Genomic DNA, 22,825 nt, shown 5'->3' with positions numbered 1-22,825 from the left:
GCCATGCAATCCATTGAATCCACCGCGCTGGAGCCAACCAAGAGCGAAATGGCCGGCCTGTCCACAGGCCAGAAGATCGGACGCCTGATCCCGGTCTACGGGCTGGTGATCCTGACCGTCGGCCTGATCGTGATCTTCTCGATCCTTCTGCCGGATACGTTCCCCACCGTGCTGAACGTTCGCTCGATTGTCTCAGACAAGGCAATCATCGCGCTTCTGTCGCTCGCCGCGATGATCCCGATGGCATCGGGCCGCATCGATCTGACCGTTGGCTACGGCATCGTGCTCTGGCATATTCTCGCCATCAGCCTGCAGACCGCTTATGGCCTGCCCTGGCCGGTCGCCGTGATCATCGTTCTGGCGCTCGGCGTCCTCACCGGCTTCATCAACGGGCTGTTGGTCGAAGTCGCAAAGATCGACAGCTTCATCGCCACGCTCGGTACGGGAACGGTTCTCTACGCGCTTGCCCTCTGGCACACCGGCGGGCGGCAGGTGGTCGGCGTCTTGCCGGAGGGTTTCTATGCGCTGAATGGCACCATGCTGTTCGGCCTGCCGATCACCGGCTTCTACGTGCTGCTGATCGCCATCTGCATGTGGGTCGTGCTCGAATACCTGCCGATCGGCCGCTATCTCTACGCCATCGGCGCCAATCCCAAGGCGGCAGCCCTCAATGGCATTCCGGTCCGCAAATTCGTGATCGGCGCATTCGTCACCTCAGGCCTGCTGGCAGCGCTGACCGGGGTCCTTCTCGCCTCGAAGCTGCGCATCGGCCAGGCCAGCGTCGGCCTCGAATATCTGCTACCGGCGCTTGTCGGCGCATTTCTCGGATCGACGACGATCAAGCCGGGGCGGGTGAACGTCTGGGGCACTTTGATCGGCGTCATCATTCTGGCGGTCGGCATATCCGGAATTCAGCAATTCGGCGGGTCGTTCTTCGTCGAGCCGCTGTTCAACGGCGTAACCCTGCTGATTGCGATCGGCATAGCAGGGTATGCCCAGCGCAAGCGCGGAGCTGTGAGGAGGATCACACCCGCATCCAAATGAGGATGCCGGCTCATCCCGGCATCTTACAACAAACAAAATGGAGGAGTGGACATGAAGCGCAGAACATTATTGCAGGCAACGGTCGCAACCGTCGCCGTTATGCTCAGCATGCCGGCATTGGCGGATTCGATGGCCGACGCCAAGGCGGTGGTGGACAAGTATGCTTCCAAGGTAAGCGCCTGGGATGGCCCGACGAGCGGCCCCAAGGGCGCCAGCGGAAAGAACATCGTCATTCTGGCCGGCGACATGAAGAATGGCGGCATTCTCGGCGTGGTCAATGGCGTTCAGGAAGCGGCGGGCGCGCTGGGGTGGACGGTCAAGGCGCTTGACGGCGCCGGTTCGATCGGCGGGCGGACCGCGGCGTTCGGCCAGGCGATGGCCCTGAAGCCGGATGGCATCATCATCAACGGCTTCGACGCGGTCGAGCAGAAGCCGGCGATGGAAGCGGCCAAGGCGGCCGGTATTCCAATGGTTTCCTGGCACGCCGCCTCGGCTGTCGGCCCCGTTCCCGAAGTCGGCGTCTTCGCTAACGTGACGACCGATGCGATGGAAGTATCGAAGTCTGCGGCCGATTGGGCCTTCGTCGACGCAGGCGGCAAGCCTGGCGTCATCATCTTTACCGACTCCACCTATGCGATCGCGATCGCCAAGGCCGACCGCATGAAGAAGGAGATCGAGGATCTCGGCGGCACGGTGCTCGAATATGTCGACACGCCGATTGCCGAAACCTCTCAGCGCATGCCGCAATTGACCACGTCGCTGCTGCAGAAGTATGGCGCCAAGTGGACGCATTCTCTGGCGATCAACGACCTCTATTACGACTTCATGGGGCCTTCGCTCGCTTCAGCCGGCATTGCCGGCGACGGAAAACCGGTGAACGTTGCAGCAGGCGATGGTTCGGAGAGCGCCTATCAACGTATCCGCGCCAAGCAGTTTCAGGCCGTCACGGTCGCCGAGCCGCTCAACCTCCAGGGCTGGCAGCTCGTCGACGAGCTTAACCGCGCCTTTGCGGGCGTTCCGTGGTCGGGTTACGTGTCGCCACTGCATGTGGTGACCAGCGCCAACGTCGAGTTCGACGGCGGACCGAAGAACAGCTTCGATCCCGATAACGGCTATCGCGATCAATACAAGAAAGTCTGGGGCAAATAAGCCTCCGATCAGGGCGTATCGGTCGATACGCCCTCACTTCCTCGCATCCCCATCGATCCAGCTCCGGCGAGTTTTGGAAAAGAGAAGCTATGATTATTCGTTATGCTTTATTTGAAGGTGAAATCCATCCCGGTCGGGAAGAGGAATTCCGCGACTTCGTGAAACAGCGGCTCGTCCCGCTCTGGACGAAATTTCCGGGCGCCGAGGAAGTCCGGGTGCTGGACGGGATGGAGCGCGACGAAGGCGCCCCGGTCTATGCCATGGCCTTGGCCATTCGTTACCCGGATATGGATGCAGTGAACGCAGCGCTTCGCTCCGATGTGCGCTTCGAGAGCCGCGAGGTCACCGGCGAACTCCTCCAGCTCTTCACCGGCAAGGTGCATCATCACGTCTTCCAGGCCAACGAATACTCGCCGCATACCGCCTGAGATCGGCGCATCGATTTCGGCAAGCAACGCATGTTTTCCGGGTGATGGTCTTGATGACTGCGTCAGGTCGCCGTCGCAACTCATCGATTGCGGCCGGAATTCCTGGCGATATAAAGGTTGGCGTCCGCCATATGCAGCGCCGCCCCCAGGCAGTCGGCCGATGGAACAGGTGACTTCAAGCTTCGGGGTCACCTTGGCCATTCGTGGTCCGCAGCCGCTCGACATCGGCAAAGGTGTCCCCGGCACTCGCCCGGGAAACAACAGCAGGAATTCCTCGCCGCCCATCCGGATCGTCAGACAGCCTTCCTGTCCAGTGTCGCCCAGCAACGCGGCGCAGAAGCTGCAATTCATGCCGATTGCATCGCTGAACATCGACTACGCCTAGGCAGATCAATGCTTGGCTCTTGGCAAGTGGATTCAAACCGTCCGTTTGCAACAGGAGATGTGCGTCACTTCAAACCAACAACTTGGTGTAGGTTTTCCGCGCGGACGTCGAGCCGTTTAAGACGAAAAATGCGACAAAATAGTCAAAAAGCGCAGCAATATGACGCCCTGCCGGCTTCGTTTACACTCTCTAAAATATCTCCCCCTATTTTTAAGGGTATCGGAGCGACGTTCTGAGGATCGTCACCTACGCCATGATGGCCGGCCAGGTATACCGAAATCTCGCATGAATCGACGTTGTTACGCTGACGCTCGCCCCGCTTTAGGCGCGACGCGCGCAGTGGTGCACGGCGGACGCATTCGGGCACAGATCCTGGTCATAGACACCTTTGACAAACCTCGCCAACACGATGGAGCGTGGCAATGGATACTATTAAAAGTTTCGGGATCGCGATGCGTCTCGCTCTTGGCTTCAGCTTCCTGATTGTGCTGATGGCCGGCCTGAGCATCTACTCGGCGGTACAGGTCGATGAGATCAACAGCAACCTTGGAACGATCAACGACGTCAACAGCGTCAAGCAGCGGTTTGCCATCAACTATCGCGGCAGCGTGCACGATCGGGCGATTGCCATTCGCGACGTCACTCTGGTGACCTCTGCCGATGAACGCAAAGCGGCCGAGGCATTGATCGAAAAGCTGGCCGCCACCTACGCCGAGAATGAAAAGCGCATGGCGGATATGGTTGCATCTCCGGCAGGTGCGACGGATCAGGAAAAGACCATTCTGGGCGACATCGCCGACATACAGGCGAAAACCAATCCTTTGGTCGCTCAGATCATTGCGCTGCAGGAAAAGGGCGATGGCGACGCGGCCCGCAAGATCCTGCTCGAACAGGCAAGACCGGCCTTCATTTCCTGGCTGGGCGCCATCAACAAATTCATCGATTATCAGGAAGCACTGAACAAATCGATTGGTGGCGAGGTTCGCAGCACGGCAAGCGGCTTCAAGCCGATCGTGCTGACGGCGTTGGGTATCGCGGCTCTTCTTTCGATCATTGCGGCTGCGATTACCGCGCGTACGATCGTCGGCCCGCTGGCAAAATTGCAGCTTTCGTTGAAAGCGATGGCGGAGGGCAATCTCGACGGCGATCGTCGCCTCGAAGCGCGAGGTGATGAGATCGGCAAGCTTGCGCGCGCTGTGGCCGGCTTGCGTGACGCCATTTCGACAAAGGCCGAACGGGAAGCTGACACGGAAGCCAAGCGGGCTGTCGCAGAACGGCATCGGCTCGAACAGGATGCCGATGAACGCCGCACTCTTGCCGAGCAGACCGACCGGGCTGTCGGCCAGCTTGGCGATGCATTGCAGGCGCTGGCCGACGGCGACCTCACACAGCAGATCGACACGCCGTTCATCCCGTCTCTGGAAAAGCTCAGAGCCGACTTCAATACCGCTGTCGAAAAGCTCCGCGCCGCCATGCAGAAGGTTGCTCAGAACGCAAGTGCGATCGCCGCCGGCGCACAGGAGATCCGATCTTCGTCGGATGATCTCGCCAAGCGGACCGAACAGCAGGCCGCATCCGTTGAGGAAACCGCTGCTGCGCTCGAGGAAATCACCACCACTGTCGCCGACTCGAGCAACAAGGCCCAGGAAGCAGGGCAGCTCGTTCGCAAGACGAAGGACAGCGCGGAGCGTTCGGGCAGCGTCGTCCGGGGTGCGGTCGACGCGATGGGCAAGATCGAATCCTCCGCTACTGAAATCGGAAGCATCATCGGTGTCATCGATGAAATCGCCTTCCAGACCAACCTGCTTGCGTTGAATGCCGGTGTCGAAGCCGCCCGCGCCGGTGAAGCAGGCAAGGGTTTTGCCGTCGTTGCCCAGGAGGTGCGCGAATTGGCGCAACGTTCCGCCAAGGCTGCAAAGGAAATCAAAGAGCTGATCAACGCGTCGAACGGCCACGTGAAAAACGGCGTCGCCTTGGTCGGCGAGACCGGAAAAGCCTTGCAAGAGATCGTCGCACAAGTGCAGCAGGTCGACGGCAATGTCGGCGCTATTGTCGGCGCTTCGCAAGAGCAGGCAACGGGTCTGAAGGAGATCAACACCGCTGTCAACAGGATGGATCAGGGCACGCAGCAGAACGCAGCCATGGTGGAAGAAGCGACGGCCGCCGCCCATAACCTCGCCAAGGAAGCCGACGCGCTGTTCCAGCTCCTAGGCCAGTTCAGCATCGGGGGCGCGGTGGTATCGAAGCGCTCAACGCAGCCCGCTGCCGCGGCACAACATGCTCAGCCGGTGTCCTCGCCGGCGCGCCAGATGATTGCCAAGGTAGGCAGGTCGTTTCAGCGAAGCGCGGGCCAGGGAAATGCGGCCCAGGGGAACGCAGCATTGGCCGGCGATTGGGAAGAGTTTTAAATCGGACTGATTTCCGGTCAGCTTCTGCTGGATAGCAAATTGCAAAGGGCGGCGTGTGCCGCCCTTTGCTTTGATTGGTCTCACGCCCGGGCCGGAACCTTGGCCGGAAGCAGGGCATTGAGCACGACTGCGACCGCGATGTTTGCCGCAAGCGCCAGCAGTCCCGTGTAGACGGTGAAGGGCTCGCCGCCGAGGCTGATCATATGCAGCGGTTTCCAACCGGCATCCCAGACCAGGAAGGTGCCGCCGCAGAAGCCGACGAACCAACCGGCCAGCAGAGCGGGTGCTCGAAACCAGTTGGTGTAAAGGCCGAAGACCAGGGCCGGAAGTGTCTGCAGGATCCAGATGCCGCCGAGCAGCTGCAGGTCGAGTGCGAACTGCGTCGGCAGGAAGATGATGACGAGCAGCGCACCGACCTTCACCACCAACGAGGTGATCTTTGCGACCTTCGCCTCTCCCGCATCGCTGACCTTCGGATCGACATAGGCTTTCCAGAAGTTGCGGGTGAAGAGATTGGCGGCACCAATGCTCATCACCGCCGCCGGCACCAGCGCGCCGATGGCGATCGCCGCAAAGGCGAAGCCGGAGAACCAGCCCGAAAACAGCGTCTTGAACAGGGTCGGAACGACATCATTGGCACTGTCGAGCTTCAGATTGGCGGCATGACCCATATAGCCGAGCAGTGCCAGAAGACCGAGCAGCAGCGTATAGGCGGGCAGCATGATCGCGTTCTTGCGGATCGTCTTGCCGCTGTTGGAGGCGAAGATGCCTGTCAGCGTATGCGGATACATGAAGGCGGCAAGCGCCGAACCCAGCGCCAGCGTGGCATAGGCGACATATTGATTGCCGCCGAGCAGCAGGTTGCCGGAGCCCTTGGCCTGGAAGGCCGCATCGGCCGAGGCGAAGACATTGGCGTAGCCGCCGAGCTTCGACGGGATCAGTGCGACGGCTGCGATCACCACGATGTAGATCATGATGTCCTTGACAAAGGCGATCAGGGCCGGCGCGCGCAGACCCGCCGAATAGGTATAGAGCGCCAGCACGATGAAGGCGATCGCGAGCGGCAATTCGCCATGCAGCCCGAGCGCCTTCAGGACCGCAGTCATACCGACGAGCTGGAGGGCGATGTAGGGCATGGTGGCGATGACGCCCGTTGCCGCGACGGCGAGTTCGAGGCCGCGCGATCCGTATTGGCCGTGGACGACGTCGGCAGCCGTCACATAACCGAACTCTTTGGCGCGTTTCCACAGAACCGGCATGACCATGAAGACGAAGGGGTAGACGACGATGGTGTAGGGCAGCGCGAAGAAGCCGTAGGCGCCGACCGTATAGACCAGCGCCGGGACGGCGATCACCGTATAGGCGGTATAGAAATCGCCGCCGACGAGGAACCAGGTGATCCAGGTGCCGAAGTTGCGGCCGCCGAGGCCCCATTCATCGATATGGGCGAGCGTCTCGGGCTTGCGCCAGCGGCTGGCGACGAAGCCCATGACCGTGACGAGGACGAAGAAGAAGATGAAGACGGCAAGCGCCTGGCCGTTGATATCAGTCGTCATGGCGGGTGCTCCGATAAGCGATCCAGGTCAGCGTCGCGGTGATCGGCACCCAGAGAAGCTGATACCAGTAGAAGAACGGAAAGCCGAAAAGGGACGGCTCGCGGACATTGTAAAATGCCGGCCAGAGCAGGCCTATATACGGAATGATCAGCAGCCAGAGCGCTGCCTTGCTACGTGGTTTTTCCATGTCGGAATACCTTTCAGGCGCCGCGGGCGGCGGTCGCCATGTTCCAGTTGTCGGCGTGGAAGGCAGGTCTGTCAGCCGGCGGTGGCAGCAGGCCCTGTTCGGGTCGCTCGAGCTTTTCCGGACGTTCGGAAGCTGATGTAACGCATGTGAATTCCTCCCAGCGGCTTGCACTTGGCTAGCGGCGAATGGAGTCCTAGGGCGTCGGATTTATCCTCACAAGATGGGCGAGGAGCTGAAGTGCCGGGCTCTACCCAGAAGTGGGTAGGCGCGGATCCACGCCGACTTTCGGGACGATGCCGTGGTCGAGCGCATAGCGGATGAGACCTGCTGTCGTTGCGATGCCGAGCTTTTTCTTGAGGTTCTTGCGATGTGTTTCGGCCGTGGCGGAGCTTATCCCCAGCACTTCCGCGATCTCGCGGTTGCTCCTGCCTGCAACGATCAGCCCGAGAGTGTCGCGCTCACGCGGCGTCAAGGGATCGCTCCCCTCCTCCGCGCGTTCGCCCATCAGCGCATCGAAGACGCCGGAGGAGAAATAGGTGCCGCCGCCGGCGACGGTTTCGATAGCTGCGACGATCTCGTCGGTCGAGACGTCTTTGAGGACGTAGCCGGCGGCGCCATGCATGACCGACGAGGAAATATACTCGCGGCTGTCATGCATGGAGAGCATCACGACGCGAGTTTGCGGAAGTTCGTTCCTGAACAATTCGATCGCATCGATGCCGCTGAGCTTCGGCATGTTGATATCCATCAGCACCACCTGCGGCTGAACCTGCAGGGCGATGTCGAGCCCGGTTTGAGCCAAGCCGGCGGTGCCGGCGACTTCGATATGGTCGAATGTGTCGAGCACGGCTTTCAGCCCGTCCAGCACCAGCGGATGGTTGTCGATCAGCAGCACCTTGATTTTCGGGCGTGCCGTCATGCGGCTTCCGCCTTCTTGCCGGCGGCAAGATTGGCCGATCTCGGCATCATGGCCGTCAGCGTCGTGCCGGCCTCGCTGCTGTTGATCAACAACAGACCGCGGAAATGTGCCATCCGCTCCTGCATGTTGCGCAGGCCGAGTCCCGCTCTGCCTGAGGCGCCGTCCTTGCTGCCGTCGAAGCCGGTGCCGTTGTCGGAGATGGTCATGCGGGCGCGGCCGCCGTCGCTCCAGAGCTTGACCGTAAGCCGGGAGGCGCCCGCATGGCGCTCGACATTGTTGAATGCTTCCTGTGCGACGCGATAAAGTGCGGTGTTGGCTTCGGCTTTCAGCCTGTCGGTGAACGCGGAAGCGTCGATTTCCGTCTCGATTCCTGTCCGCTCGGCGAAATTGTAGCAGAGCGCCTCAAGCGCCGCCTTCAGGCCGAGGTCGTCGAGCACGCGTGGGCGCAGGTCGTGCGAGAGCCGCCTGATCTCCTTGATGGCGCCGTTCAGCGCCTCGACGCCGCGGTCGATGGTCAGCGCCGCATCGTCGACATTGGTCCTGACCTTGCGGCCGGCGAGATCCATCGCATAGCGCACGCCGACGAGATTTTGGGAAATGCCGTCATGTAGTTCGCGGGCAAGCCGCGCGCGCTCTTCTTCCTGGGTGTCGATGACCCGCTGCGTCAGCGCCTTGAGCCGGCTATCGGCCATGCGGCGCTCGTGGAAGGTCAGCAGCATGCAGGTGGTGAACACGACGAGCACCGAAGGCACGGCGATCAGCGCGACGATGACGAAGGTCCGTCTTATGTTGACGCGCATCACCTTGTTGGCGGCGGCACTCTGGGCAAAGACGTCATCGAGATAGACGCCGGTGCCGACGACCCAGCGCCACTTGTCGAGACTGACGACGAAGGAGAGTTTGTCGGCGATCTGTCCGGTCGATGGCTTTTGCCATTTGTACTGATGCAGGCCGCCGCCCGCTCGCGCGGTGGCGATCAGTTCGGCGATGACCTTGTCGCCATCCGGATCGGTGAGATCGAGCCAATTGTGCCCATGCCGGAAGCTCTGGCGCGGGTGGACGATATTGTTGCCGTCATAGTCGTAGACGAAGAAATATCCATCCTTGCCGTAGTCGAGCGAGGTCAGGATCGCGGCCACCTGCTCCTTGGCGGCCTCGTCGTCGGCCCCGGCCTTGTCATAGATCGTCTGGATGGCCGACAGCGCAAGGTTGGTCAGATTGAGGATCTCGGCTTCCTTGGTCTTCAGCATGTTCTGCTCGAACGTGTCGATGCTGTTCTTGGCGAGATTTGCCGATTGCCAGGTGATAAAGGTGGTGATCGCAAGGATCGAGATGACGAGCGGGACGATCGCCAACGCGATGATCTGGTGTCGTAACGTCAAGGGTCGTTCCTCCCGGGATTTGCGGCCGGAATTATGCCCTTTGGCGAATGTGAGTCCAGCGGCTTGTCGCGCTTGCCGCGCGACCGGATCAATGTCGGTTCTGAATTAAAGAGTTAGAGCATGATGTCGTCCGAAAACCGCTCACACTTTTCGGCATCATGCTCTAGGCGCTATTCTAGGGGCACGAACAGGCCGAGTTTGACGTCGCGCAGCACGACATTGGTGTGCATGCGGCGGATCTGCGCGTTTTCCGCCATGATCAGAGCCGCGATGTCGTCATAGTGCTCGACGTCGCGGGCGGTAATGATGGCGATCAGATCGACCGCGCCGGTGACGTAATAGACCTGTTGGATATGATCCTGCTTCTCCGCCCAAAGGCGGAACTTCGCCAGTGCGTCGTAATTGTCCCGCTCGATCTCCATCCCGACGATGAACACCATCGATGTTCCCGTCGCCTTCCGGTCGACGACGGCGACCTCCGCCTTGATGATCCCTTCCTCGCGCAACCGCTTCAACCGTCGCTGCACGGCCGAGACCGACAACCCGATCCGTTCGGCAATCGTTTCGGCCTTCAGCTGGCAGTCACGCTGAACGATGTCGAGAATGTCACGGTCAAAACGATCCAGCTGTTCCATCATTCAGTCCAATTCCAGTTGCGGCACTTCATACATTCTGCCGCATTCGATGCGCGAGGAAGATTATTTTGCACATAATATGCAAAAGAGGTGATAATTGCGCGAAAAAACCGCGTTATTTTATCATTATCCTTCGCAAATTCAGTTCAGCCGGACCACTGCATGTCGGATCAACCCTTTCCTGCTCTTCGCGTCGAAGATCTCCATAAAAGCTTCGGCTCGCAACAGGTCCTCAAGGGTATCTCGACGGAGGCCCACAAGTCTGATGTGATTTCGATCATCGGCTCGTCCGGCTCCGGCAAGAGCACCTTCCTCCGATGCATCAATTTCCTGGAAACGCCGGATCGCGGCCGCATTGCGGTGAACGGCGAGGAAGTCGCGCTGAAAATCGGTCGCGGCGGCCGGCTGCAGCCGCAGAGCTGGCGGCAGATCGAACGGCTGCGGACAGGGCTCGGCATGGTCTTTCAGAGTTTCAATCTCTGGGCCCATCGCACCGTGCTGGAAAACGTCATCGAGGCGCCAGTGCACGTCATGGGCATTTCAAAGCGCGAGGCGATCGAAAAGGCCGAAGCCCTGCTCCACAAGGTCGGGCTCTTTGACAAGCGCGACGCCTATCCCGCCTTCCTGTCCGGCGGCCAGCAGCAGCGCGCGGCGATTGCGAGGGCGCTCTGCGTCGATCCCGCCGTCATGCTGTTCGACGAGCCGACATCGGCGCTCGATCCGGAGCTGGTCGGCGAGGTTCTCAAAGTCATCCGCGATCTTGCGGAAGAAGGCCGGACCATGCTGATCGTCACGCATGAAATGCGCTTTGCCCGGGATGTTTCGAGCCGAGTTCTCTACCTGCATCAGGGACGGATCGAGGAAGAAGGTCCGCCGGAACAAGTTTTCGGGGCGCCGGTCAGTGCCCGCTGTCGGGAGTTCACCCGTCTCAGCGCCCATTGATCACACCAGCCATCATCGACACCACACGAACCAGGAGAATCCCGCGAATGAAACTGCTCCCCACGCTTTTCGCCGGCGTTGCACTTGCGCTTTCCGCCGTCACGGCACAGGCCGAAGTCCGCTTCGGCGTCATGAACGAATCCTATCCGCCCTTCTTCGCCAAGGATGCCTCTGGTGAGTGGCACGGATGGGAAATCGATCTGATGAACGCCGTCTGCGACGAGATGAAGGAGAAATGCTCAATCGTCGAGATTTCCTGGGATGGTCTCATTCCAGCTCTCCAGAGCAAGAAGTTCGATGTGATCTGGTCGTCGATGTCGAACACCGCCGAACGCTCGAAGGTGATCGATTTCACCGACAAATATTACAATACGCCGAGCACACTGATCGGCCCCAAGGACCAGAAGCCGGGCGCCACTGCCGAGGACGTGAAGGGCAAGACGATCGGCATCCAGGTGTCGACGATCCAGTCGGAATATTACAAGAAGTATTTTGCAGGCGCTGCCGAGGAAAAGACCTACCAGACGCTCGACGAGGCTTTCCAGGATCTCGCCTCCGGCCGCATCGACTACGTCTTCGGTGATTCACTGGCGCTCGACGCTTTCCTGAAAAGCGATGGCGGCAAAGATTGCTGCGCCAAGATGGGTGATGTCGCCGACGACAAGGAGATTCTCGGAGCCGGCGTTTCGGGCGGGTTGCGCAAGGAAGACACGGCGCTGAAAGCCAAGCTGAATGCGGCGATCGCTGCCGTTCGCGCCAACGGTCAGTATGACGCCATCAACAAGAAATACTTCGATTTCGATATCTACGGCGCGAAGTAAGCAGTCTCGTTGATGGCGACCGCGCAACAAGGCATTCTGGACCTGCTGTCTCCCTATCCTCCGGGATGGGGCGGCGTTCTTTTGACAGGTGCAGTCTCCACGGTCGCCATCTCGGCCTGCGCCTTCGCAATCGGCCTGTTGCTCGGCACGGGCGGCGCGCTTGGAAAGCTGTCCAGCAATCGCGCCCTCCGCCTGCTGCTCGATCTCTATACGACGGTGATCCGCGCGGTTCCCGAGCTGATCCTGATCGTTGGGCTCTATTATGCCGGCACCGACGGTCTCAATCGGCTGCTGGCGGCATTGGACCTGCCGCCAATCAACGTGAACGGCTTCGTCGCGGCCGTCGCCGTGCTCGGCTTCGTGCAGGGCGCCTATATGACGGAGGTGCTGCGCGGCGCGATCCTTGCTATTCCCGCCGGCCAGATCGAGGCCGCCAAGGCCTTCGGCATGGGACCGATGCTGCGCTTCCGCCGCGTCCTGCTGCCGGCGCTATTGCCGAACGCGCTGCCGGGGCTTGCCAATCTGTGGATGTCGGTCACCAAGGACAGCGCGCTGGTGGCGGTCGTCGGCTACCAGGAACTGGCGCTTGCCACCCGCCTCGCCGGGGCAAGCACCAAACATTACTTCGTGTTTTTCCTGGCTTCGGCCCTCCTCTACCTCGCCATCACGCTCGTTTCCAACGTCGCCTTCAAACTGATCGAGGCGCGGGTGCGGCGGGGACAGCCGCGCCTTGCCTGAAGAAAGCGTCGCATGAATTTCAGCTGGATCTCTTCCTATTGGCCGCTGCTTCTGACCGGCGCCTGGCAGACCGTTGCGCTGCTGGTGATCTCCGTGGTGTTCGGCTTTGCCATCGCCATCGGTCTCGCTTTCGCGCAGGTCAGCGGCGGCAGGCTGACGCGGCTGCTCGCCCGCGGCTATTGCACCTTCTTCCGCGGCACGCCGCTGCTGATCCAGCTATGGCTTCTCTATTATGGGGTCGGCTCGCTGCTGCCCATGGTTCCCGGCATCCGCCAGAGCCTGTTCTGGCCGATCCTGCGCGAGGGCTTCTTCTTTGCGGCCGTCAGTTTCACGCTGAACTATGCGGCCTATGAGGCGGAGGTGTTGCGCGGTGCGCTGCTCGCCGTTCCCAAAGGCGAGCTGGAAGCCGGCCGGGCCTTCGGCCTGTCGCCATGGAAGCTCGTCCGCCGCATCTGGCTGCCGCGCGCCATCCGCATCGCCTTGCCGACGATTGCCGGAGAGATCGTCATGCAGCTGAAGGCGACGCCGCTTGCCTTCACGGTGACGGTGATGGATCTCTACGCCGTGGCCAACAAGGTTCGCCAGGACACGCTGCTGGTCTATGAGCCGCTGCTTGTCGTCACCGTCTTCTATCTCGCTTTGACCGCAGTAATTGCCCGCGTCTTTCGAGGTCTCGAAGCGCAGGTACCCGTTCGTCGTTAGGCCGACGAAAAAGGAACCGGCCATGAACTCCCTCGCGCACCAATCACTTGCAATCCGCCCACTTTGTTATGAAAAGCCCGCCGTCGGTGACGGCGCGACAGCCTGAATGGAAACCTCTTCATGAGCACGACACGAATTCTCGATGGCGGCATGAGCCGCGAGTTGCTGCGGCTGGGCGCCGAACTGAAACAACCGGAATGGTCGGCACTGGCGCTGATCAACGCGCCGGACATCGTCCGTGAGGTCCACAAGGAATTCATCGCGGCCGGTTCGCAGGTCATCACCACGAACAGCTATGCGCTGGTGCCTTTCCATATCGGTGAGGACCGGTTCCAGAAGGAGGGGGCGGCGCTGACCCGTCTCGCCGGTCGTTTGGCGCGCGAGGCGGCCGATGCCGCCACCGATCGCAAGGTGCTGGTCGCCGGTTCGCTGCCGCCGATCTTCGGCTCCTACGAGCCGCAAAATTTTCAGCCTTCACGGGTGCAAGACTATCTCAAGGTGCTGGTCGAAAACCTCGCTCCCTTCGTCGATGTCTGGCTCGGCGAGACGTTGAGCCTGATCGCCGAGGGAGAGGCCGTGCGCCAGGCGGTGGCGGCATCAGGCAAGCCGTTCTGGATTTCCTTCACCTTGGCGGATGACGAGGCAGACATCGAAAGCGGCGGGCCGAAGCTTCGCTCCGGCGAAAGCGTCGAGGACGCGGCATCCTGGGCAGTTTCATCGGGTGCGAAGGCCTTGCTCTTCAATTGCAGCAAGCCTGAAGTCATGCAGGCGGCGGTAGAGACGGTAGCGCGCGTATTCCGGAAGACGGACGCTCAGATCGAAATCGGCGTTTATGCCAATGCCTTCGAAGGCGAACAAGGCACATCAGCCGCCAACGAAGGGCTGCATGAGACCCGTGACGATCTGAACGACGACGCCTATTCGCGCTTTGCGTGCTCCTGGGCCGAAGCCGGTGCGACGATCATCGGCGGCTGCTGCGGCATCGGCGCCGCCCATATCCATCGCCTCAGCAAGACGCTTTTAAGATAGGCTCGACGCCGGTCGGCTCATCAGGCTTGGGCGGTCTTCTGCAGCTCGAGGAGAAGCTCGATCAGCTTCGGCGCCATCTCCCTTATTTCCGAGAGGTGGGCGGCGCTCAGTCTCACCAGAAGCGCGTCGGCCTTCTCCGTCAGAAGTATCGTCTGACGGCGCCTGTCGGTCGGATCGGCATGGCGTTCGACCAGGCCCGCGTCCGACAGCCGCCCGACAAGCTCGGTCGCCGTATGCGGCGCGATGATCAGCCGCTCGGCCAGCATGCCGATGGTCATGGCATCGCCGCGGTGCCCCTTGATCGCCAGCAGCGCCTGATGCTGCTGTACGGGCAGCCCTTCCAGCTGGGCGGCAGAGGCGCTGAAGTCCATGAATTGCCGAAGCGCGAATCTGAGATCGGCGAGCGCCTCATAATCCTCCTGTCTCAGCGCCGGCACGGTTTTCTTCAAACGCATTCTCCTCTGCCGCAACGGCTGCCAAGGTCGCGAGCCATCCCGCCATCTCGAATAGATGGGCATCCGACAGCCGGTCAAGTGAGGCATCTCTACAGACATTTTCACCTTCATGCCTTCACCCATTGATTTATATCGTATCACGATATATTGACGTCGCTCAAGTGTATCCATTTCCGGCGTAGCAGAGGCTTCCATGGCGCAGCATCAACCAAGCAACCGGCCGCACGATTTCACGGGCGGCCTTTCCCGGCGCGAGGCCGGCGATTTCACCACCGACAGGCGGGTCCTCCTGCTGATCGGAATGTCCATCATCGTCGGCACCGGCGGCGCGTTTGCGGCCTGGTGTCTCGTCAGCCTGATCGCGCTGGTGACGAATGTCATCTGGTTCGGGCAGATCGGCATCCAGCCTGCTTCGCTGGCTGCCGTGCCGCGCTCGCTGTGGGTGGTGCTGGTGCCGCCGCTCGGCGGGCTGGTCATCGGCCTGATGGCCCGCTTCGGATCGGAGAAGATCCGCGGCCACGGCATTCCCGAGGCCATAGAGGCGATCCTGATCGGCGGCAGCCGGATGTCGCCGAAGGTCGCGGTCCTGAAGCCGCTGTCCTCGGCAATCTCGATCGGAACGGGTGGTCCGTTCGGCGCCGAGGGGCCGATCATCATGACCGGCGGGGCGATCGGATCGCTCTTCGCGCAATTCTTTCACATGAGCGCTGCCGAGCGGAAGACGCTGCTCGTCGCCGGTGCAGCCGCAGGCATGACGGCGATCTTCGGCTCACCGATTGCCGCGGTCATGCTGGCGGTCGAACTGCTGTTGTTCGAATGGAAGCCGCGCAGCTTCATTCCTGTCGCCGTTGCCGCCTGCGTGTCGATCTGCTGGCGCCCGCTGCTGTTCGGCACCGGCCCGCTGTTTCCGACCCATTTCCAAGTAGATTTGCCCTGGTGGGGGATCTTCGCCTGTGCGGCGATGGGCATCATATCGGGGCTGCAATCGGGGTTGCTGACGACGCTGCTCTACCGGATCGAGGACCTCTTCGAGGCACTGCCGATCCACTGGATGTGGTGGCCGATGCTTGGCGGTCTTGTCATCGGCCTCGGCGGTCTGATCGAACCGCGTGCCATGGGCGTCGGCTACGACATCATCGATGGCCTGCTCAACAACCGGCTGCTCGCACCGGCGGTGATGTCGATCCTGCTGGTGAAGACGATCATCTGGCTGTTTGCGCTGTCGTCCGGCACCTCGGGCGGCGTGCTTGCTCCGCTTCTCATCTTCGGCGGTGCTCTCGGATGGCTGGTCGGCCTTGTCATGCCGGGCAACGATCCCGGCTTCTGGGCGCTGCTCGGAATGGCGGCGATGATGGGCGGAACCATGCGCGCGCCGCTGACGGGGACCTTTTTTGCGATGGAGATCACCGGCGATGTGAGCACGCTCGTTCCGCTGCTCGCCGCAACGGTGGTGGCCTATGCCGTCACGGTTCTTCTGCTGCGCCGCTCGATCCTTACCGAGAAGATTGCGCGCCGCGGGCAGCACATCACCCGCGAATATGGCGTCGATCCGTTCGAGCTCTCCCGTGCACGGGAGATCATGATCAGCAATGTCGACACGCTTCCCGTCACCATGACGGTGGGGGAGGCCTGCGATTTCTTCGCCTCTCAGGAGAAAACCCATCGGATCTACCCGGTGATCGACGCGGCAGGCAGATTGGCGGGCATCGTCTCGCGGGCCGATGCCCTGCGCTGGCAGGGGACGCCGGACCTGACCCTCCAGACGCTTGCCGAAAACGTCACCGACGATTCCGTTCCCGTCGGGCATCCTGATGATACCGTTGCCTTTATCGCCGACCTCATGCTGTCGACGGGCGATGGGCGTATTCCGATCGTCGATCCCGCTTCCGGCAAGCTGTGCGGCCTGATCGCCCGCAAGGATCTGCTGCGGCTACGCAGTTCCTTGAGGTCGCAGGAACTGGATCGGCGGCCGTATCTGACTGCCGGGGCGAGGAGCAAATCGTGATAGCCGCCTCAGGTTTCTTCGGCCCCGCCAATTGAACCGCTCGATCCCGCCGCTTGCAAACTCACCCCAGTCCAGTTATATAGTCACTATAGTCATTCTGGTCAGGAGCTGAGCAATGCAGCCATCACGGCAAGACAATGAAAGCTGGACCGTTGCCAGTGCAAAGGCGAAGCTTTCCGAAGTCATCGAACGCGCGCAATCCGCGCCACAGACAATCACAAGGAACGGCAAGCCGAGCGTTGTCGTCGTCTCTGCCGAGGAATGGCAGCGCAAGACCGCTCGCCAAGGGACGCTTGCCGAATTTCTGATGGAGTCGCCGCTGCGCGGCGCCAATCTGGACCTTGAGCGTCAACGCGACGAACCGCGTGATCCGGCGCTGTGAGACTTTTGCTGGACACCAACGTCCTGTCCGAGGTGACGAAGCCGAAGCCTGATGCGCACGTCTTGCAATGGTTGGACAGGCTCGACGAGGATCGCTCCTTCATCAGCATCGTCTCGGTCGCAGAGATCCGACGTGGTGTTGCCCTGATGGACGAGGGACGAAAACGCGACGCGCTGGCTGAATGGCTTGCCCGGGACCTGACGCAGCGCTTCGAGCACCGCATCATCCCGGTGGATGAATCGGTTGCCCTGGCCTGGGGGGACCTCATGGGCCATGCAAAGCGGAGCGGCCGTGGCCTGCCGTCGATGGATGGCCTGATCGCTGCCACCGCGGTTGCTCACGATCTCACGCTCGCGACGCGCAACACGAAGGATTTCGACGGCTTGGGGATCGAACTGATCAATCCCTGGATCCTTTAGTCCTGGCGAAGGCTACAGCGCAGCCGTCAATGCAATCCGAACAGGTTCAGCAGCTCCTCGCGGTGGCGAACGAATTCCGGTGCGCTGCGGTCGCGCGGTCGCGGCAGATCGATGTCGATCAGGCGCGGTTCGCCGCCCTTCTCCCGTGGCAGGATGAGGATCCGGTCGGCGAGATAAATCGCCTCCTCGAGATCGTGCGTGACGAGAATGGTCGTCACATCCTCATCGCGCCAGATCCGGGCGAGTTCCTGCTGCATGCCGATCTTGGTCATCGCGTCGAGCGCGCCGAGCGGTTCGTCGAGCAGCAGGATCTCGGGCTGAACAGCCAGCGCCCGGGCGATCCCGACGCGCTGCGCCATGCCTCCGGAGAGCTGCCGGGGATAGGCGGCCTCGAATTGCTGCAGGCCGACAAGCTTGACATAGTGGCGCGCCCGCGCCCTCGCCCGCTGACGGGTGAGACCACTTGTTTCCAGCCCGAAGGCGACATTGTCGAGCACATCAAGCCAGGGCAGAAGGCGCGGTTCTTGGAAGATGACGGCGCGCTCTGCGCCGACGCCCCGCACCACCTTGCCGTCGACGAGGACCTCTCCGGTGTCGGCATCCTCGAGACCTGCAAGAACCCTGAGCAGGGTCGTTTTGCCCGAGCCGCTGGCACCGACGATGGCGAGGCTTTCGCCGGAGCGGATGTGGAGATTGATATCCTTGAGAACCTGCAGCGGCGTGCCGTTCAACTTGTAGGATTTGGAGAGGCGACGGATCGTCACCTCGCCGCGGCGAATGTCCTCAGCAATGCTCATCTCGGTTCCTCAGTTGCTTGCCGGCTTGGCATCGGCCGTGAAGAGGATGTCCTTGGCCGCCAACTGGCCTTGCTTCAGCTTGCCTTCGCGAACCAGGACGTCGATCCAGAACTGGATGTCGCGCTCGACCGGCAGACCGCCGGCGCGCACGCCATAGCCGCGGAAATATTGCGCGATATCAGCGTTCTCGCCACGCTCGCTGAGCGCCTTGGCCAGGATCTTCTTGGTTTCTTCAGGATGTTCGCGGGCATAGTCGAGCGCGCGGGCCGACTGCTCGACGAAAATCTTTGCGGCCTCGGGATTTTGCTGAATGAAATCGCGGCGCAGGACCACAAACCCCCCGGCAATGTCGCCGAGCACGTCGGTATCGTCAAAAACCGCGCGCAGGCCGCCATTTTTGAGCGCCGCACCCTCGAAGGTCGTCTGCCAATAACCGAAGGCGGCAATATCGACCTGCTTGGAGCGCAGCACCTGTTCGAGTTGCGGCCCGGGAACGACGATCTGATTGGCGGAGTCGCTCGGCAGGCCGACGGAATGCAAGGCCTCGCGGATGGTATAATCGAGGTGCGCGCCAAGCGTATTGACTGCTATGCTCTTGCCGGCAATGTCCTTGATACTCTTGATCGGGCTGTCTTCCAGCACATAGAAGGTCGACTGCACCTCGTCATTGATGCCGTTCGACGGATAGGCGGCGACGAAGTCATTGCCGCCGATGATCGAATTCAGCACGGCGGAGGTGGCCGCACTGCCGATCTCGACATCACCGGATGCGAGGGCGATCAGAGAGGCCGGCCCGCCTTGAGCATAACCGACATTTTCGAACGTAATGCCGGTGCCTTGAAATAGCCGAGCTCGTCGGCGAGCTCATGGGCGGCAAGACCGCCTTGGCTGGCGAGGTAGCGCAGCTTGATCGTGTCGGCAGCTGCGGCCGGCGTAGCAAGGCCGAGCGCGATGACGGCCGGGAGGAGAAGGTTGCGGGGATGGAATGTCATGACGTATCCCTTTCGGAAGAGGAAAATCGGGGGAAGCAGGTTAGCGGCTCGGCTGAGACCAGCGGCAGAGACGGCGCTGCAGGAGAACGAGCAAGGCATTGGCGGCAAGCCCGAGAAAGGCGAGCAGAAGGATCGCCGCAAACATCAGCGGGATCTGGAAATTGTACTGGGCGTTCATCACCTGGAAGCCGATACCCTTGTTGGCGCCGATCATCTCGGCGGCAATCAACAGGAGAAGCGCAGTCGTCGCCGAGAGACGCAGGCCGACGAAGATCGCAGGGACGGACGCCGGCAGAATGACGCGGCGGAAGATGGTCAGCGGTCCGGCGCCATAAGTCCGCGCCATCTCAATAAGCTTCTGGTCCACCTCCTTGACGCCGCCGATCGTGGCGAGCAGCACCGGAAACAGGGTGGCCCAGAAGATCACGAAGATCTTGGAGGTTTCGCCGAGGCCGAGCAGCAGGATGAAGATCGGATAGAGCGCCAGCGCCGAGGTCTGGCGGAAGAGCTGCAGGATCGGATCGAGCGCCTGCTCGACCGCACGACCCTGGCCCATGAACAGGCCGAGCGGAATGCCGATCACGACGGCAAAGGCGAAGGCGGTTCCGGCTCGCTGCAGGCTGATGGCGATGTCGTCCAGCAACGCGCCGTTGGCAAGATTGGTCCAAAGAGCAGACAGGATCACGTTCAGGGGCGGGAAGATGGCCGGATTGATCCAGCCCCTGGTGCTCGACACCTGCCAGAGCGCGAGGAAGGCGAGGAGCAGGCCATAACGCGGCAAAAACGATGCGAGCAACCCGCGCCCATGGGAGCCGAGAGTGGAAATGGTGCTTTCGCTGCTTTTCAGGCGGCCGAAGCTTCTCGGGAGAGTCTGGTTGATTTCATAGGCCATGGTCCGTTCCCTCATTCTGCTGCCTGGAGAGCTGCGTGTCCGGCAGCCCATCGATTGGCGGGGAAAGGCAGGCCGAGGTTTTCCCGGAGCGTCTTGCCCTCATAGGCCGTGCGAAACAGTCCGCGGCGCTGCAACTCCGGGATGACCAGATCGACGAAATCGTCGAGGGCCGTCGGCAGCCAGGGCGGCAGAATGTTGAAGCCGTCGGCCGCTTCGTTCTCGAACCATTGCTGTAGCGTATCGGCGATCTTTTCAGGCGTTCCGACGATGGTGTAGTGACCGCGGGCCGACGCGATCCATTGATAGAGCTGGCGGATGGAAAAATTGTTTTCGTCTGCGATCTGGCGGATGAGGGCCTGGCGGCTCTTCATGCCTTCCGTCGGCGGCGCCGGCGGCAGCGGCCCGTCGAGATCATAACCGTGCAGGTCGAGCGTACCGCCGGTCAGGCCGTTAAGGAGGCCGATTCCATCCTCTTCGACAATCAGCGAGGTCAGACGGTCGTACTTCTCGCGTGCTTCCGCTTCGGTCCTGCCGACGAAAGCGGAGACGCCGGGCATGACGAGGATGTGATCGGGGTTGCGGCCGAGGCCGCGGGCGCGTGCCTTGATATCGCGGTAGAATTCCTGGGCTGTTTCGATGTGCTGATGGGCGGTGAAGATGACTTCGGCCGTTGCCGCGGCAAGCCCGCGCCCGTCGTCGGACTGCCCGGCTTGCACGATGACCGGATGTCCCTGGGGCGAGCGCGAGACGTTGAGCGGGCCACGCACGCTGAAATGCTCGCCGCGGTGGTCGGTGTCGTGCAGCTTCGCCGGATCGAAGAATACGCCCGACTCCTTGTCGCGGATGAACGCGTCGTCCTCGAAGCTTTCCCAGAGTTTGCGGACAACGTCGACATGCTCGGCAGCACGGCGATATCGATCGGCATGTGGAAGCTGCGTATCGCGGTTGAAGTTCTGTGCCGTGAGGTCGCCCGTCGTGGTCACGACATTCCAGCCGGCGCGGCCCTCGGAGATCAGATCCAGCGAGGCGAATTTGCGAGCAGTCGTATAGGGCTCCTCATAGGTGGTGGAAGACGTCGCGATAAAGCCGAGATGGGTGGTGAAAGGCGCAAGCGCGGAAAACAATGTGACGGGTTCGAAGCCGGCGACGCGGGCATTGCCGCCTTCGCGCGCTCCGCCAAAACCGACAGCCAGTCCGTCGGCCAGGAAATAAGCATCGAAGAGTCCGCGCTCGGCTGTCAGGACGAGTTGCTTGTGAAACTCGAAACTGGTGGCACCGTCGGCCGGCTGGTCAGGATGCCGCCAGGATGCAACATGCTGTCCGCCACCGGGAAGAAATGCCCCAAGCCTGATTTTGCGTGTCATTTCGCGTCCTCTCCGTTTGCCGCCCACAGCCCGGTGTTTTCCAGGGCCATGGTATAGGTTGGCTGTCAGGACTCTACACTACGTTCTCCATAAATTTTATAGAGAAACTTCATTTCATAATTTCGGAGGAAGAGTGAATAGTTTTGCGGGATTGGCTTGAATCTGGAAATCGACGATCGAGGCGGCCAACAAGAGATATGTCGTCTTGCGGCCGTCTTTGATGTTTTCCATGTCGGACAGGTCGACGAGCGACGTCCTGTTTCGTGATATGATTTTGGGAACATGCAGCCGGGCACGGGTCATGCATGAGCGGTGCGTGCCGCCGGATAGCGGTGCCTGGCTATGCTTGGGCATCAGCCCCGTTTTGACCGGGAAGGGGCATGCTCCAGGCCGGCGGCGGCCTTCTTCAGGCAGTCGAGGTAGCGGTCCCGGTTCGCGATACCGTCGTCGCGTGGGGTGACGAGGCAGAGCGTTGCAGCTGCATGGCCTTCCTCGCCCCGCACCGGCACGGCAAAACAATGGGTAAAGCTGTCGACGATGCTGTTGAAGGTGAAGAAGCCTTCACGCTCGGCCTGGCGCACCTCGGCGATGAAGGTCTGGGGCTCGAGCCATTCACCGCCCGGCAGACGGAAATCCTGCGACGGAATGAAGTTCAGGATGTCCTGATCCGACAGATGCGCGACGAGCAGGCGCCCCGACGCCGTCCACGGAATCGGCACCGACTGTCCCACATCCGTCGAAATGCGGAACGGCCGCGCCCCCTCGCGCATGCGCACGACCGTATACCTGTTTCCATCCAGCATGCAGAACTGCGCCGTTTCCCGCGTTTCATCGGCAAGCCGTTCCAGCGTCGCCTCGCATTCGCGGGTGAAGTCGAAATGGTTCTCATAGGCGGCGCCGAGGAAATAGAGCTTGCGGCCGAGATAGACGCGCCCCTCGCCGCCGGTGAATTCGAGAATGCCGTTACTGAGCAGCAGGTTGACGAGTTCGTAGACGGACGAACGCGGCGCACCGATCTGCGCGGCGATTTCGTTCGGCTTCAAGGCCTGCCGTTTCTGGCGCAGGAAATCGAGGATTTCGAAGGCGCGGTCGAGCCCTCGGGCGCGTTTGCCGGCTGCTTCGTCCTGAACTGCATCCATTGCTATCGTCCTGTTCTTTTGTCCGGCCAAGCTTTTCAAGCCGCCTGCCGTATCT

General features: G+C 61.3%; 23 protein-coding genes and 1 pseudogene. 13 read left to right on the top strand and 11 right to left on the bottom strand.

The genetic code is table 11. The annotated features are described in order from the left end of the window. The first annotated feature begins 3 nt into the window (after window positions 1-3). The 5 genes from HJB89_RS05285 to HJB89_RS05265 all read left to right on the top strand — a co-directional run bounded on the left by HJB89_RS05285 (window position 4) and on the right by HJB89_RS05265 (window position 5,414). A complete protein-coding gene (locus HJB89_RS05285; RefSeq protein ID WP_164012916.1) occupies window positions 4-1,044 on the top strand; it encodes an ABC transporter permease in 1,041 nt (346 codons plus the stop codon). A 51-nt stretch (window positions 1,045-1,095) separates the two neighbouring features. Continuing rightward, window positions 1,096-2,193 (top strand): substrate-binding domain-containing protein, encoded by a 1,098-nt coding sequence (locus HJB89_RS05280; RefSeq protein ID WP_207584991.1) that lies wholly within the window; start codon window positions 1,096-1,098, stop codon window positions 2,191-2,193. Between the two features lie 89 nt (window positions 2,194-2,282). Then, window positions 2,283-2,621, top strand: a complete 339-nt coding sequence (locus HJB89_RS05275) for a hypothetical protein (RefSeq protein WP_207584992.1) — start codon at window positions 2,283-2,285, stop codon at window positions 2,619-2,621. Between the two features lie 160 nt (window positions 2,622-2,781). Continuing rightward, window positions 2,782-3,006 carry a hypothetical protein gene (locus HJB89_RS05270; RefSeq protein WP_207584993.1) on the top strand — a complete coding sequence of 75 codons (225 nt, stop codon included), beginning with the start codon at window positions 2,782-2,784 and terminating at the stop codon, window positions 3,004-3,006. Between the two features lie 422 nt (window positions 3,007-3,428). Continuing rightward, window positions 3,429-5,414 (top strand): methyl-accepting chemotaxis protein, encoded by a 1,986-nt coding sequence (locus tag HJB89_RS05265; protein WP_207584994.1) that lies wholly within the window; start codon window positions 3,429-3,431, stop codon window positions 5,412-5,414. A gap of 80 nt (window positions 5,415-5,494) precedes the next feature. Here HJB89_RS05265 and mctP read toward each other — a convergent pair whose 3' ends face one another. From mctP to HJB89_RS05240, 5 genes are all read right to left on the bottom strand, one after another. Next, window positions 5,495-6,970: a monocarboxylate uptake permease MctP gene (gene mctP / locus HJB89_RS05260; protein ID WP_221114913.1), complete on the bottom strand. Its 1,476-nt coding sequence runs from the start codon at window positions 6,968-6,970 to the stop codon at window positions 5,495-5,497. Continuing rightward, complete coding sequence (locus HJB89_RS05255; protein WP_164012938.1) at window positions 6,960-7,157, bottom strand: DUF3311 domain-containing protein; 198 nt, start codon at window positions 7,155-7,157, stop codon at window positions 6,960-6,962. The genes mctP and HJB89_RS05255 overlap by 11 nt, the downstream gene beginning before the upstream one ends. 247 nt (window positions 7,158-7,404) lie before the next feature. Then, window positions 7,405-8,076, bottom strand: a complete 672-nt coding sequence (locus HJB89_RS05250; RefSeq protein ID WP_207584996.1) for a response regulator transcription factor — start codon at window positions 8,074-8,076, stop codon at window positions 7,405-7,407. Beyond that, a complete protein-coding gene (locus tag HJB89_RS05245; RefSeq protein WP_221149138.1) occupies window positions 8,073-9,458 on the bottom strand; it encodes a cache domain-containing protein in 1,386 nt (461 codons plus the stop codon). Before HJB89_RS05245 ends, HJB89_RS05250 begins: the two co-directional genes overlap by 4 nt. 170 nt (window positions 9,459-9,628) lie before the next feature. Next, window positions 9,629-10,093, bottom strand: a complete 465-nt coding sequence (locus HJB89_RS05240) for an Lrp/AsnC family transcriptional regulator (RefSeq protein ID WP_164013069.1) — start codon at window positions 10,091-10,093, stop codon at window positions 9,629-9,631. A 162-nt stretch (window positions 10,094-10,255) separates the two neighbouring features. Between HJB89_RS05240 and HJB89_RS05235 the strand changes: the two genes are divergently transcribed. From HJB89_RS05235 to HJB89_RS05215, 5 genes are all read left to right on the top strand, one after another. Continuing rightward, window positions 10,256-11,035 (top strand): ABC transporter ATP-binding protein, encoded by a 780-nt coding sequence (locus HJB89_RS05235; protein WP_207584998.1) that lies wholly within the window; start codon window positions 10,256-10,258, stop codon window positions 11,033-11,035. 47 nt (window positions 11,036-11,082) lie between these two features. Next, window positions 11,083-11,856, top strand: coding sequence for a transporter substrate-binding domain-containing protein (locus HJB89_RS05230; RefSeq protein ID WP_207584999.1), 774 nt, complete (start codon window positions 11,083-11,085; stop codon window positions 11,854-11,856). 12 nt (window positions 11,857-11,868) lie between these two features. Further along, window positions 11,869-12,594, top strand: a complete 726-nt coding sequence (locus HJB89_RS05225) for an ABC transporter permease (RefSeq protein WP_207585000.1) — start codon at window positions 11,869-11,871, stop codon at window positions 12,592-12,594. Window positions 12,595-12,606: 12 nt separating this feature from the next. Next, the gene (locus HJB89_RS05220; protein WP_207585001.1) at window positions 12,607-13,296 is read left to right on the top strand and encodes an ABC transporter permease; all 690 of its coding nucleotides are present in this window, start codon (window positions 12,607-12,609) and stop codon (window positions 13,294-13,296) included. A 120-nt stretch (window positions 13,297-13,416) separates the two neighbouring features. Further along, the gene (locus tag HJB89_RS05215; RefSeq protein ID WP_207585002.1) at window positions 13,417-14,325 is read left to right on the top strand and encodes a homocysteine S-methyltransferase family protein; all 909 of its coding nucleotides are present in this window, start codon (window positions 13,417-13,419) and stop codon (window positions 14,323-14,325) included. A 20-nt stretch (window positions 14,326-14,345) separates the two neighbouring features. On the opposite strand, the gene HJB89_RS05210 is transcribed toward HJB89_RS05215, so the two are convergent. Beyond that, window positions 14,346-14,774, bottom strand: coding sequence for a MarR family winged helix-turn-helix transcriptional regulator (locus HJB89_RS05210; protein WP_207585176.1), 429 nt, complete (start codon window positions 14,772-14,774; stop codon window positions 14,346-14,348). Between the two features lie 199 nt (window positions 14,775-14,973). Here HJB89_RS05210 and HJB89_RS05205 point away from each other — a divergent pair, with 199 nt between their 5' ends. The 3 genes from HJB89_RS05205 to HJB89_RS05195 all read left to right on the top strand — a co-directional run bounded on the left by HJB89_RS05205 (window position 14,974) and on the right by HJB89_RS05195 (window position 17,586). Further along, the gene (locus HJB89_RS05205; RefSeq protein ID WP_207585003.1) at window positions 14,974-16,785 is read left to right on the top strand and encodes a chloride channel protein; all 1,812 of its coding nucleotides are present in this window, start codon (window positions 14,974-14,976) and stop codon (window positions 16,783-16,785) included. Between the two features lie 115 nt (window positions 16,786-16,900). Beyond that, entirely contained in the window at window positions 16,901-17,167 is a 267-nt protein-coding gene (locus tag HJB89_RS05200; RefSeq protein ID WP_207585004.1) for a type II toxin-antitoxin system Phd/YefM family antitoxin, read from the top strand. Continuing rightward, the gene (locus HJB89_RS05195) at window positions 17,164-17,586 is read left to right on the top strand and encodes a type II toxin-antitoxin system VapC family toxin (RefSeq protein WP_221116797.1); all 423 of its coding nucleotides are present in this window, start codon (window positions 17,164-17,166) and stop codon (window positions 17,584-17,586) included. Before HJB89_RS05200 ends, HJB89_RS05195 begins: the two co-directional genes overlap by 4 nt. A 26-nt stretch (window positions 17,587-17,612) precedes the next feature. Here HJB89_RS05195 and HJB89_RS05190 read toward each other — a convergent pair whose 3' ends face one another. The 5 genes and pseudogenes from HJB89_RS05190 to HJB89_RS05170 all read right to left on the bottom strand — a co-directional run bounded on the left by HJB89_RS05190 (window position 17,613) and on the right by HJB89_RS05170 (window position 22,770). Continuing rightward, the gene (locus HJB89_RS05190) at window positions 17,613-18,383 is read right to left on the bottom strand and encodes an ABC transporter ATP-binding protein (RefSeq protein WP_207585006.1); all 771 of its coding nucleotides are present in this window, start codon (window positions 18,381-18,383) and stop codon (window positions 17,613-17,615) included. A gap of 9 nt (window positions 18,384-18,392) precedes the next feature. Continuing rightward, window positions 18,393-19,375 (bottom strand): annotated as a pseudogene (locus tag HJB89_RS05185) (ABC transporter substrate-binding protein). Window positions 19,376-19,415: 40 nt separating this feature from the next. Continuing rightward, window positions 19,416-20,267, bottom strand: coding sequence for an ABC transporter permease (locus HJB89_RS05180; RefSeq protein WP_221149137.1), 852 nt, complete (start codon window positions 20,265-20,267; stop codon window positions 19,416-19,418). A gap of 11 nt (window positions 20,268-20,278) precedes the next feature. Further along, complete coding sequence (locus HJB89_RS05175) at window positions 20,279-21,631, bottom strand: LLM class flavin-dependent oxidoreductase (RefSeq protein WP_221149136.1); 1,353 nt, start codon at window positions 21,629-21,631, stop codon at window positions 20,279-20,281. A gap of 353 nt (window positions 21,632-21,984) precedes the next feature. Further along, window positions 21,985-22,770, bottom strand: coding sequence for an IclR family transcriptional regulator (locus HJB89_RS05170; protein ID WP_221149135.1), 786 nt, complete (start codon window positions 22,768-22,770; stop codon window positions 21,985-21,987). Window positions 22,771-22,825: the final 55 nt, after the last annotated feature.

Origin of the sequence: Rhizobium sp. NZLR8 (genome assembly GCF_019685025.1) — a bacterium.
Lineage (GTDB): Bacteria > Pseudomonadota > Alphaproteobacteria > Rhizobiales > Rhizobiaceae > Rhizobium.
This window is presented reverse-complemented; position numbering and strand designations above follow the sequence as displayed.